Below are 10,427 nucleotides of genomic sequence, written 5' to 3' on the forward strand. Positions count from 1 at the left end.
GACTCGACGCGTCAAGAAGGCACGAGCGAAGGAGACTTGGGTGACCACCGACGAGACCCCCCTCATCCCGGACCAGCGCCGGGAGCTGCTGGTCAAGCTGTTGCGGGGACACTCGGTACTCAGCGTCCACCAGCTCACCGAGATGCTGGGCGTCTCCCATATGACCGTACGGCGCGACATCGCCGCGCTCGAAGCGCAGGGCCGCGCGCTCTCGGTGCCCGGCGGCGTACGGATCGCTGGCCAGCAGCTCCACCACGAGCCCAGCCGGGTCGACAAGTCGCTGATGGACCAGCCCGCCAAGGTGGCCATCGCCCGGGAGGCCGGGGAACTGCTCCAGGACCACACCACGGTCTATCTGGACGCCGGGACCACCTGCCAGGCCCTGGTGCCGCATCTGGTGCGGCGCCAGGGCATGACCGTGGTGACCAATGACTTCACCACCGCGGGCGCGCTGATGGGCATCCCGGACATCGAGGTGATCCACACCGGCGGGCGCGTCGAGCCGGCCAACCGCTCGACGGTGGGCCGGCTCGCCGCGCTGACCCTTCAGCAGCTCGCCCTGGACCTCGCCTTCATCTCCACCAGCTCCTGGGACCTGCGGCGCGGTGTGACAACGCCGTCGGCGCCCAAGGTGGAGGTCAAACAGGCGGCGATGGCCGGTGCCTCCCGGTCGGTGCTGCTGGCGGGCAGCGCCAAGTACGACACCTTCGGTATGTACCGGGTCGCCGCCCTGACCGCCTTCGACACCGTCATCACCGACGACGGCCTCGCCCGGACCGCCCGCGAGGCGCTGCTCGCCGGGGGTGTCGATGTGAGAGCGGCCGGTACCGGGGAGGAGTAGCCGAGGGGGGAGGGGCTCACCCGAAGGTGAAGGTCCGTACGAACAGCTCGGGCTGGACTCCGGCGGGCCAGGTGCCGACGAAGTACAGGTCATGGACTCCGCCGGGGTCGTTCACGGCCGCCGTGAAGGTCCGGTAGACCCGTTGGGAGAGGGAGGTGGAGCCGGTGTGCGGCAGGTTCTCGAACGACGCCACCACCGGGCCGTCGGGCGAGCCGGCGCGAACGGTGACGTCCGCTCCGGCCATCCGGGTGGCGAACTCCATGGAGAGCCGGTTGATGCCTGCGACATTGATCCGCGGGAACATGAACCAGTTGCCCGAGTCGGGCACGAAGAGCTGGCCGGTGTAGAGACCGACGCCCTGCCCGCGCGGATAGGTGCTCGCGCTGTACTGGGCCGGATGCAGCACGATGTCGTGCGTGCCGGTCAGGGCCGGGGCGCCGCCCGGCCCGCCCCCGTCGGTGTAGTCGGCCCGGACGATGTGGAACACATATGCACCGGGCCCGTGTTCGGCGTCCCGGCCGGGAACGAGGACCCCTTCGCAGTTCGCGTCGGGCGTGGCCTCGGCCATGGGGTGGCCGTGCTGGTTGTGCCCGAGCTGGTAGGTGACCTTCACCCGGGTGCAGTCGACGGTGCCGTCCTCGGGGTCGGTGACCTCGACCTTGAAGGGAATGTCCGCGCCGAATTCCGAGAAGCCCCCGTCCGCCGGCGCGGTGAGGGTGACAACGGGACGTGTGTTGCCCGCCACGACGGACAGATGGGCGGTCGAGGACCTGCCACCGCTGTCCGTGACGGTCAGCCGGGGCTGGAAGGACCCGGCGGTGCGGTAGGTGTACGACGCTTGCGCCGCGGTCGCGTCCGTGGTGCCGTCACCGTCGAAGTCCCACGCGTACGTCAGCGCGTCGCCGTCCGGGTCGCTCGACCCGGACGCGTCGAAGTCCACGGTGAGGGGAAGCGGCCCGGAATCCCTGTTCGCGTCCGGTACGGCCTCGGGCGCGCGATTGCCCTCGGTGTAGTCGATCCGGTAGAGACCGGAGTCGTCGTTGCTCGAACCCCAGCCGTTGCCGTAGTCCAGCACGTACAGGGAGCCGTCAGGACCGAACTCCATGTCCATCGGCTTGCTGAAGTCCATGTCCGGCAGGAAGGCCCGCATGTCCTGAGGCTTCGTCAGTTTCTTGTCGAAGGCCGTGGTCTGCACCCAGTCGGTCGTCCAGTCGTACAGGAAGCGCCGGCCGTCGAACCACTGCGGGAACTTGGTCGCGGAGGGGTTCTTCCGGTCGTAGTGGTAGACCGGCCCCGCCATCGCGCCGCCGCCGTAGAGCTGCGGGAAGTACTGCTGCTTGTCGTACGTGTAGTAGACGGTCGCCGGCTTGATCGGGGGCAGGTTGACCAGCCCGGTGTTGTTCGGCGAGTCGTTGACGGGCTTGTCGCAGCTGAACCAGGGGCCGGGCTTGTCGTCGACGTAATTCCAGTCGTTGTAGGGCTGGTTGTCCATCGTGCAGTAGGGCCAGCCGTAGTTGCCCGCGCCCTTCATCAGGAAGAGGCGGACATGTCCGGCCGGGCCGCGCTGGGGATCCGGCTGAATCGCGTCCGGACCGTAGTCGGCCATCCAGAGCGCGCCGGTCTTCTCGTCGTAGTCCCCCAGTGTGAAGGGATTGCGGAAGCCCATGGCGTAGATCTCGGGGCGGGTCTTGTTGTGGCGGTCCGCCTTCTCGGGGAAGAGGTTTCCCTTGGGGACGCTGTAACCGCCTTTCTTCTTCGGCACGATCCGCAGAATCTTGCCGTTGAGGTCGTTGGTGTTGGCGGAGGTGCGCTGGGCATCGCCGTTCGCCTGCCCCGGCCGTTCGTCCGTGCCGGGAAAGCCGCGTGAGGCACAGCAGTTGGTGTTGTCGCCGGTCGCGATGAACAGCACACCGCGCTTGGTCATCAGCAGATCGCCCGCGCTGTGACCGCCGCCCACCCCCTGCGGGTGCGGGATGTCGATGACCGTCGTGGCGGAGTTGAGATCGAGGACATTCCCCTTGCTCAGCGTGAAGCGGGCCACCCGGGACACGTACGACGTGTTCCAGTCGGGACGGGAGAAGTGCAGATAGATATGGCCGGACTTGGCGAAGTCCGGGGCCAGCGCCAGTCCGACAAGACCCAGTTCGCCCACGACCCGGACCGGGACCGTGCCGGCCGTCACCGAGGACTTCGTCCCCGGATCCCAGACCTTGACCCGGCCGTCGCGCTCGATGTACACGACCCGGCCGTCCGGGGCGACGCTGATCCGCATCGGCTGGGTCAGCCCCGTACCTTCGAGCAGAACCTTCTGGAACCGGTCGTCCCGGGGGAGTTGGCCCGTGGACGGCGTACTCCCCGAACCACCGTGAGGCCCGTCGTGCGCCGCGGCCATCGGCGTCACCAGTGCGAGCGGAAGGAGCAGGGCGAGGAGGAACATCTTCATTCGGTGTGCGGGATACCGGGGTCTTCCCTGTCGGCGGGCCATGGGGATCTCCTGTCTCGGCGTGATACGCGGACCGTCGACGGACGCCGGGCAGCGGTCGGTGCCGGTCGACGGACGCGGTGGGGCGGAGTGGAGTGGAATCTAACCGCTTCCGCCTCCCACAGGAAGAAGAGTGACGAATGTTGGGGAAGTTCGTCCTTCCAGTAGACAAAGTGGGATCCGGCTGAGCACACACGGACCGGGGAGTGGTTCGGACGGGTTCGCGCGGGTTCGCACGGCCGTATTCCACGGGTCCGTGCGGCCGGTACCCTTCCGGGGTGACGGAGCACCTCATGCCGGACGGGCGGCGGCCCGCGAACCACGGACCCAGGGCCGCGGCCCGTAACCGGGCGGCTCTGGTCAGCGCCGCCCGGGAGATCTACGCCGAGTTCGGACTGGACGCCCCGCTCTCCGCGATCGCGCGCCGGGCCGGGGTCGGCCAGGGCGTGCTGTACCGGCACTTTCCCGACCGGGCCGCCGTGGCGACCGCCGTGCTGGAGGAGAACGTGCGCCAGGTCGAGCAGGCGGCCGAGGCCGAGGGCGCGACCATCGCCGATGTGCTCGGCGTGCTGACCTGGCATCTGACGGAGTCGGCGGCCTTCATCGGTCTGCTGCACGTCGACGGGGCGGGCGGCCGCTCCGGCGTTCTCGCGCACGCCCTGGTCCTGTCCGAGCGGGTGGAGCGCGCCCTGCGGGGGCATCTGACGGACCGTCATCGACTGGGCGCCGGGAACGATCTCATGATCGCCGTCGCGATGGTCTCCGGCGCCGTCACCGGATCCACGCGCGAGGAGCGCCGGCACCGGGCGCTGGCCGCGTGGCGGCTGCTCGGCGTCGAGGTGGGACCGGTACGGCCGTTAGATCCGCTCCGTGCGGTCCCCGCCTGGCCCGGGACACCTCCCGGCGCGGCGCCGTAGCCCGGGACGGTACGGACGGACGTACCGTCCCGCACCGGCCCGGACCGGTGGGCGCGCGGGCGGTGTCAGCCGCCGTTGGACTGGCGGATGCCCCGCGCCAGCGCGTCGAAGGCGTACAGATAGCCCCCGGCGGGTCCGCTGACGGTCATGTACGCCCTGGTCCCGCCGGGGGTGATCGCCACGTTCGTCGCCGACTCCAGCCCGGTGGTGCCGCGGGGGACCTCGACCGTGGCGAGACGCTCACCGTGCTTGTTGTAGACGATCATCGCGGCCCGGCCGTGCAGGGCCTGGTAGAGGTTGCCGGCCGCGTCCACGGCGATCGAGTCGGTCTGGGCGATGCCGCCGTCGACGCGGATCGCGGTGTGCCGGGAGGCCACCGTCTCGCCGTTCTTCCCGAGCAGCAGGTAGGAGACCCGGTTCTGGGTCAGCTCGCTGATCCACAGCCCGCGGTAGTCCACATCGAACGAGATACCGTTCGTCGCGGCCAGCTTGTCGGCCAGGACGGTGGCCTTCCTGCCCTCGCGGTCGATCCGTACCACGCGGCCGATTTCCGTGCCTTCGGTCAGACCGCGTGAGTCGCTGATGTAGAGGTTGCCCTCCTGGTCGAAGGCGATGTCATCGGGGTTCATCCGCGCCCCGTCGACCTCGCCGGTGAAGAAGGTCCGCGGATCGCCGCCGTCCGGGGCCAGGCTCACGATCTCGCCGTGGACGAAGTCCGACAGATAGATCCGGCCGTCGTACGGGCTGAACTGCGCCGAGGTGTAGGCCCCCCGGCTGTCGGTGTGGACCGACTGCGACGTCTTCTTCCGGACGTCGAGACGCAGCACCTTCGGCTTGCCGGCGGGCGCGGTGACATCGACGACGAGCAGCTTGCCGTTCTCGTCGAAGACCGGGCCCTCCAGGAGGGTCATCCCGCTCTCCTCGTGCACCTTCGTCACCTGCATGACCTTCTGCGCGGTGATGGTTTTGCCCGCACCGGCCGAAGTCACCGTCCTGCCACCGGGATCGGCTGTCTGCGTACCGCATCCGGTGAGAGTCAGTGTGCCGAGCACGGTGAGCGCGGCAAGGGATCGGACCGGGAGTCGTCGCATGGGGATCACTCTTCCTGTCTGCGGGTACGGCGGTGCGGCGGACGCGGTGGTACGGGAACGCCCCGCCGGCGGAGGACGCGGATGCCCTGGCCGGATGCCGTGGCACCCCCGCCCTCCAACCGGACAGTGTTGTCCGGTTGTTGCTACGGTAGCGGAGACGGCCGCTCATGTCCGGGGCGGCCCGTGCGACAGCGAACCGACAGGATTGAGGCCCCCCACATGACCACACCACACGCCCCGACCCCCGACGAGATCGCCGGACTGAGGCAGCGTTACCGCCTGGAACGCGAACGGCGCGTACGGCCCGACGGCGCCACCCAGTACCGGTCCACCGACGCCGAGTTCGGCTACTACGCCGCCGACCCCTACGCCGGAGCCCCGGCGGAGCGCGAGCCGCTGCGGGACACCGTCGACGTCGCCGTCATCGGCGGCGGATTCGGCGGCATCCTCGCCGGCGCGCGGCTGCGGCAGCAGGGTGTGAAGCGCGTCCGGATCGTCGAGAAGGGCGGTGACTTCGGGGGCACTTGGTACTGGAACCGCTACCCGGGCATCCACTGCGACATCGAGGCGCACGTCTATCTGCCGATGCTCGACGAGACCGGATACGTGCCGGAGTGGAAGTACGCCCCCGGCGAGGAGATCCGGCGGCACGCGGTACGGATCGCGGAGAAGTACGACCTCTACCCCGATGCCCTGTTCTCCACCGCGGTCACCTCACTGACCTGGGACGACACCAGCGAGACCTGGACCGTGGCGACCGACCGGGGCGACACGTTCCGGGCCACGTACGTCGTCACCGCCACCGGCACCCTCTCCGAGCCGAAGCTCCCAGGGATCCCCGGCATCGAGGACTTCAAGGGCCACACCTTCCACACCTCCCGGTGGGACTACGCCTACACCGGCGGCACCCCGGACGGCGGCATGACCGGACTCGCGGACAAGCGGGTGGGCATCGTCGGTACGGGAGCCACCGGCATCCAGGTCATTCCGATGCTGGCCGAGGACGCCGCACATGTCTACGTCTTCCAGCGCACCCCCTCCACCGTGGACGTACGCGCCAACCGCCGCACCACGGCCGAGGACGTCGGCGCCGACCGCGACGGCTGGGCACGCGAGCGCCGCGACAACTATCTCCGTATCGTCTCCGGTGAGCCCGCCGAACAGGACCTCGTGGCGGACCAGTGGACCACATCGGCCGGCCTCCTGGAGAAGCTCCTGCCGAGCTTCCGCCGCCAGGGGGACCGGGCGGCCTTCGAGACCGCCTACGAAGTCGCCGACGCCGCCAAGATGAACGAACTCCGCGCCCGGGTCGAGGAGACCGTCACCGACGCCGACACGGCGGAGCGGCTCAAGCCCTGGTACCGGTACGCCTGCAAGCGTCCCACCTTCTCCGACAAGTACTACCCGGCGTTCAACCGCGCCAATGTCACCCTGGTCGACACCGCCGACACCCACGGCATCGAGCGCATCACCGACAACGGTGTCGTGGTGGGCGACACCGCGTACGAACTCGACTGCCTGATCTTCGCCACCGGATTCTCCGTCGGGACGTCCGGCATCCTCTCCGGCAAGCTCCCCGTGCACGGCCGCGACGGCGTCCAGCTGCTCCACCGGTGGGCACAGCGGGGGCCGCGCTCCCTGCACGGTTTCACCTGCGACGGCTTCCCCAACCTGATCCAGCTGGGATCGCTCCAGAACGCCAGCAGTGTCAACTTCACGCACATCCTGGACGAGCAGGCCGTCCACGGCGCCGCCCTCGTCGCGGCCGCCGAGGCCAAGGGTGCCCTCGTCGAACCGTCCGGCGCGAGCGAGGACGCCTGGCTCGCCTCCCTGGCCGAGGGCGCGCCCGACCACGAGTGGTTCCACGCCCAGTGCACCCCCGGCTATTACAACCGTGAGGGCGGCGGCCGTCCGAACAGCCCGTCGGCCTACCCGGACGGCGCGTTTGCCTTCCACGAGCTGCTGAAGCGGTGGCGCGAGGAGTCCATGGCCGAGGTCCTGCGGACCAGGACGACGCCCCAGCCCTCGTAGCACCACCGGATCCACACCGGGAGCGCAGGAAACCACCGGGACGTCGCCCCCGCCGCATCACGCAGCGGCGGGGGCGACACGGTGTTTTCGGCCACTCCTCACCCGTTCGGACGGCCGCTCATACCTCAGGCGGGCGAGGGACCAGTCCCGGTGCCGGCTGCGGGCTCCGCGGCCACTCGCGCGTACAACCGCGCCGCCATTTCCTCCAGCTGGCCCCGGTGCGGCTTTCCGTTGGCGTTGACCGGGAAGCGGTCGATCACCTGCACCCGGTTCGGCCGCTCCCACACGGGCAGCGTGTCGTTGATGATCTCCTGCCAGTGCCGGGCGTCGCGGTCCTCCTCGTCCTCGACGAAGAAGACCAGCGAACAGCCCCGGTCGGCGGCCGGGAGCGCGACTATCTTCGCCGAGCAGCCGCGGTCGGCGATCTTCCGTTCGATGATCTCCGGATACAGGGTGTAGCCGTTGCGGTTGACCGCGAGCTTCCGGCCGATCACGAAGAGATTGCCGCGCTCGTCGAGGTGGCCCAGGTCCCCGGTGGTGAACCAGCCCTGCGTGGCGGGGATCACACCGCCCTCCGCGTCGAGATGACCAGTCATCATGTCCGGGCAGTCCACGAGCACTTCACCGATCTCACCGGGGACCACCGGTTCACCGGTCTCACCGACGACCTTCAGCGCGAGCCCGTCCATCACCGTGCCGCAGGCCACCGGGTTCTCCGGGGTCGCGAAGGCGACGTTGCCGAGTTCGGTGCTGCCGTAGCTGTCGAGGAGCGGCAGGCCGAACTCGTCGACGTACGAGCGGCTGAGGCTCGGGTCCAGCGGGGACGCGCCGCTGCAGAACATCCGGACCGAGCGCAGGGCCGCCCTGGCCGAGGGGCGCCGGCGTGTGATGTTCAGGATCGAACGGTACGTCGCCGGAGTGGCGTCCAGCACGGTCGCCCCGGTGTGCTCCGCGAAGCGCAGGGCGCGGTCCGGCCGGCGGAACGGGGCGATGACCAGGGAGCAGCGGGTGATCCAGGCGATCAGGACCATGGAGAGACCGTACTGGTGGTTGAAGGGCAGCAGCGGCAGCAGCACATCGTCCGGAGTGTGCCCGACATGGTGTGCGTTGCGTTCGAGGTTCTTCAGGAACCGGCCGCCGCTCTTGACGATGCCCTTGGGGCGGCCCGTGGAGCCGGAGGACCACATGATCAGCCCGTCGGGCAGGGCCTCCCACACCGTGAAGTCCAGCGCGCCGTCCTCGGGTGCGGCCCCCGCCGACGTGGCCATCACCTCGTAGAGGAAGACCGGTTCACAGCCGTCCACGACCGGCGCGTCGTCGTCGACCAGGACGATCTTGGCTCCCGCCTGGGCGCGGATCCGTTCCGTCTGATCGGCCTTCTCCTGGTGGTCCACGAGCACGATCGACGCGCCGAGGTGCATCAGCGCGAGTAACGCCCCCACGAAAGCGGTGGAGTTGCCCGCCTTGAGCAGGACACGGGTGCCGGGATGGACACCCCGCTCGCGCAGGGTACGGGCCAGGCCGAGGGCTTTGCGCTCGAAGGCGTCCAGGGTCTCGACCGAATCGGCGGCGAAGATCTTCGCGGCCATTGAACCACCTCGCTGTTCCATGGAACGGAGCCGCCGTCCGGCAGCAGGGACCCCCGTCCGCCGTCGTGCGGAGCACATGACACCGATCACGAGGGCGCGTTCACCCTAATGGCTTTACGATCACATCTCACATGAAGATCAGGTTTCTTGAGGGTGTCGTGGAAGTGTGCCCTCCGGTGTGACGCCCTGACATCCCGGTCTGCCCCTAGGGGCAATACCTCCGCGAAGATCAACTCTTTCAAAGTCCGTACTTCCGGGCCGGGTTATGGTTCTGACATGCTGTCGGTGCAAGGGGGTTGTGCCGGCGCGCGACCGATCTGGTCCTGTGCCGTTTGAGAGGACTGTGCGTGGCTCGTTCCTTAATCGCCGAGATCGACACACCGGGTGGCAGGGTGCCCGTGCGCGGATGCGTCTACGAGCCCACCCCACCCCTGTGGCTGTTCCCGTCGATCGGCGAGTACCCGCTGTACGACGACTTCGCGTACGGCCAGATGCTCAAGGACGAGCTGCGGATGGAGCGTTACGCGGCAGCGGTACGGCGCTACGCGCCCGGCCGTACCGTCCTCGACATCGGCACCGGCCAGGACGCGGTCTGGGCGCTCGCCGCGGCCAGGGCCGGCGCCCGGCACGTATGGGCCGTCGAAGTCATCCCCAAATCGGCGCGGATCGCACGGGAGAACATCGAGAAGGCCGGATTCGCCGACCGGATCACGGTGATCGAGGGCCTGTCCACCGACATCGAACTCCCCGAACCCGTCGACCTCTGCGTCTCCGAGATCATCGGCACACTCGGCGGCTCCGAGGGCGCCGGCGCCGTACTGCGCGACGCCCGGGAGCGGCTGGTCAGACCCGGTGGGCTGTTCATCCCGCACCGCAGCGTCACCACGGCCGTCGGCTTCGACCTCGGCCACGCCTCGGACGGCGAAGCGCCGGGCTTCCCGCTCTTCACCCTCCACTACCTCGAAGAGGTCTTCGCCGCCATCGGCCACCCCTTCGACCTACGGGTGTGCCTCGTCGGACCACAGGACAACCCGGCCATGAGGGAAGGGAGTTACCTGTCCAGCACCGCCGAGGTGGAACCGCTGGAGTTCAACGGCGACCTGCGCCCCGAGGGCACCGACCGGGCCGAGGTGACCTTCACCCGGGCCGGCCGCCTCCACGGACTCGCGCTCGGCATGCGCCTGTGGGTGGCCGAGGACGACGAACCGCTCGACTCGCTTGTCCAGAAAAGCAGTTGGACCCCCGTCTGGGCACCCCTCTCGGAGGTCGGCCTGCCCGTACGCCCCGGCGACCGGTTCGAGTTCACCTTCACCACGACGATGAGCGACGACGGCGTCCACCCCGACTACGCGCTGACCGGCAGACTCCGCCGCGATGTCGGCCCGGCCGTCCCCCTGCGCTGGCGCTCCGCACACCATGAGGACACCTTCCGCGCCTCGCCCTTCTACCGGTCGCTGTTCCCCGAGAGCTGATCCG

The 10,427-nt window shown here is 69.3% G+C and carries 7 protein-coding genes; 4 read left to right on the forward strand and 3 right to left on the reverse strand.

Annotated features, from left to right (window positions below; genetic code table 11):
- The first annotated feature begins 40 nt into the window (after positions 1 to 40).
- Positions 41 to 841, forward strand: a complete 801-nt coding sequence (locus DVK44_RS35495; protein WP_114664702.1) for a DeoR/GlpR family DNA-binding transcription regulator — start codon at positions 41 to 43, stop codon at positions 839 to 841.
- Positions 842 to 857: 16 nt separating this feature from the next.
- On the opposite strand, the gene DVK44_RS35500 is transcribed toward DVK44_RS35495, so the two are convergent.
- Positions 858 to 3,284, reverse strand: a complete 2,427-nt coding sequence (locus DVK44_RS35500; RefSeq protein ID WP_162794228.1) for a PQQ-dependent sugar dehydrogenase — start codon at positions 3,282 to 3,284, stop codon at positions 858 to 860.
- Positions 3,285 to 3,601: 317 nt separating this feature from the next.
- Between DVK44_RS35500 and DVK44_RS35505 the strand changes: the two genes are divergently transcribed.
- Complete coding sequence (locus DVK44_RS35505; protein WP_114664704.1) at positions 3,602 to 4,240, forward strand: TetR/AcrR family transcriptional regulator; 639 nt, start codon at positions 3,602 to 3,604, stop codon at positions 4,238 to 4,240.
- Positions 4,241 to 4,305: 65 nt separating this feature from the next.
- On the opposite strand, the gene DVK44_RS35510 is transcribed toward DVK44_RS35505, so the two are convergent.
- Positions 4,306 to 5,331, reverse strand: coding sequence for an SMP-30/gluconolactonase/LRE family protein (locus DVK44_RS35510; RefSeq protein WP_162794229.1), 1,026 nt, complete (start codon positions 5,329 to 5,331; stop codon positions 4,306 to 4,308).
- Between the two features lie 219 nt (positions 5,332 to 5,550).
- Between DVK44_RS35510 and DVK44_RS35515 the strand changes: the two genes are divergently transcribed.
- Entirely contained in the window at positions 5,551 to 7,362 is a 1,812-nt protein-coding gene (locus tag DVK44_RS35515) for a flavin-containing monooxygenase (RefSeq protein WP_114664705.1), read from the forward strand.
- A 125-nt stretch (positions 7,363 to 7,487) separates the two neighbouring features.
- Here the strand turns inward: DVK44_RS35515 and DVK44_RS35520 are convergent, their stop codons facing one another.
- Positions 7,488 to 8,951 carry a class I adenylate-forming enzyme family protein gene (locus DVK44_RS35520; RefSeq protein ID WP_114664706.1) on the reverse strand — a complete coding sequence of 488 codons (1,464 nt, stop codon included), beginning with the start codon at positions 8,949 to 8,951 and terminating at the stop codon, positions 7,488 to 7,490.
- Between the two features lie 347 nt (positions 8,952 to 9,298).
- On the opposite strand from DVK44_RS35520, the gene DVK44_RS35525 reads away from it, so the two are divergent.
- Positions 9,299 to 10,423, forward strand: coding sequence for a 50S ribosomal protein L11 methyltransferase (locus DVK44_RS35525; RefSeq protein WP_114664707.1), 1,125 nt, complete (start codon positions 9,299 to 9,301; stop codon positions 10,421 to 10,423).
- Positions 10,424 to 10,427 lie beyond the last annotated feature (4 nt).

Origin of the sequence: Streptomyces paludis, assembly GCF_003344965.1 — a bacterium.
Classification (GTDB): Bacteria; Actinomycetota; Actinomycetes; order Streptomycetales; family Streptomycetaceae; genus Streptomyces; species Streptomyces paludis.

Excerpts from the sequence above, each read along its gene's own strand:
- DVK44_RS35520 (WP_114664706.1), bottom strand. The coding sequence starts at position 8,951 with ATGGCCGCGAAGATCTTCGCCGCCGATTCGGTCGAGACCCTGGACGCC.
- DVK44_RS35500 (WP_162794228.1), bottom strand. The coding sequence starts at position 3,284 with ATGAAGATGTTCCTCCTCGCCCTGCTCCTTCCGCTCGCACTGGTGACG.
- DVK44_RS35510 (WP_162794229.1), bottom strand. The coding sequence starts at position 5,331 with ATGCGACGACTCCCGGTCCGATCCCTTGCCGCGCTCACCGTGCTCGGC.
- DVK44_RS35515 (WP_114664705.1), top strand. The coding sequence starts at position 5,551 with ATGACCACACCACACGCCCCGACCCCCGACGAGATCGCCGGACTGAGG.